General features: G+C 61.4%; 3 protein-coding genes. All 3 read left to right on the top strand.

The features are described from left to right. The first annotated feature begins 122 nt into the window (after nucleotides 1-122). On the top strand, nucleotides 123-653 hold the full coding sequence (locus QN397_RS26580; RefSeq protein WP_323498108.1) for a DUF3304 domain-containing protein: 531 nt from the start codon (nucleotides 123-125) through the stop codon (nucleotides 651-653). Nucleotides 654-702: 49 nt separating this feature from the next. After that, complete coding sequence (locus QN397_RS26575; protein WP_323498110.1) at nucleotides 703-858, top strand: hypothetical protein; 156 nt, start codon at nucleotides 703-705, stop codon at nucleotides 856-858. Next, nucleotides 855-1110 (top strand): DUF3304 domain-containing protein (locus tag QN397_RS26570; protein ID WP_323502516.1); only part of this gene is annotated, 256 nt, incomplete at its 3' end. The genes QN397_RS26575 and QN397_RS26570, both read left to right, overlap by 4 nt.

Genomic DNA, 1110 nt, shown 5'->3' with positions numbered 1-1110 from the left:
AGCGCAGACCGCGCATTCAGTTGCCTGGACCAGATGAAGCGCATCAAGGCTGCGCCGCATACCGACGACTACAAGGGCAAGAAGCTCCCTTGCGCCACAGTCATTCACCTGCCCAAGGCACCATGAATTCGATCAACACCATTGCCCGCTGGCTGACCGTGTGCTGCGCATTGGCTTTGAGCTTGGCACTGGCCGGTTGCGAGCCGCCGGCACCACGCGTGGCCAAGGAGATGTCCGTGGGTATCACGGGCTACAACTTCACCGCCGAAGGGGTGCAGGCGTACTACGTGAACGACATTCGCGGTTCCAACCTGCCGCCTTACGGTGGCGGTGGCGGGACCTCTTGCTGCGTCACGCTGCCCGGGCAGTGGACACCGGGGCTGACTGTGAAGGTGGACTGGACGATGGGCGACTGGAAAGTGCCATATGCACAGATTGCACATTTGTCCACGAAAGAGCAAATGACCTGTTGCTGGATCGAACGCACTCTGAGCAAAACCGTCCCGGTCGAGCGTTACGGCGAGGGCGGAGATGTGCAGGTGTTCTTCCTGCCCAACGACGAAATCAAGGTGTGGGTGAGCAACTTGGGGCTGGGTCACGAAAGACATCCCTCCGGCATGGCGTACCCGAAGAACCCCGCCGGCGCCGAATAGCTTCACCTGCCACTTCAGCCGAATCAACCGACAAACAAAGACATCCCCCATGGCCGTCGAACCCCTTCCCGCCGCGCAAAGCGCAGACCGCGCATTCAGTTGCCTGGACCAGATGAAGCGCATCAAGGCTGCGCCGCATACCGACGACTACAAGGGCAAGAAGCTCCCTTGCGCCACAGTCATTCACCTGCCCAAGGCACCATGAATTCGATCAACACCATTGCCCGCTGGCTGACCGTGTGCTGCGCATTGGCTTTGAGCTTGGCACTGGCCGGTTGCGAGCCGCCGGCACCACGCGTGGCCAAGGAGATGTCCGTGGGTATCACGGGCTACAACTTCACCGCCGAAGGGGTGCAGGCGTACTACGTGAACGACATTCGCGGTTCCAACCTGCCGCCTTACGGTGGCGGTGGCGGGACCTCTTGCTGCGTCACGCTGCCCGGGCAGTGGACACCGG

Origin of the sequence: Variovorax sp. RTB1 (assembly GCF_035018765.1) — a bacterium.
GTDB lineage: Bacteria > Pseudomonadota > Gammaproteobacteria > Burkholderiales > Burkholderiaceae_C > Variovorax.
The sequence above is the reverse complement of the archived record's forward strand: the minus strand, read 5'-3'. Positions and strand labels throughout refer to the sequence as shown.

Coding starts and splice junctions, on each gene's coding strand:
- QN397_RS26580 (WP_323498108.1), top strand. CDS start 123: ATGAATTCGATCAACACCATTGCCCGCTGGCTGACCGTGTGCTGCGCA.
- QN397_RS26575 (WP_323498110.1), top strand. CDS start 703: ATGGCCGTCGAACCCCTTCCCGCCGCGCAAAGCGCAGACCGCGCATTC.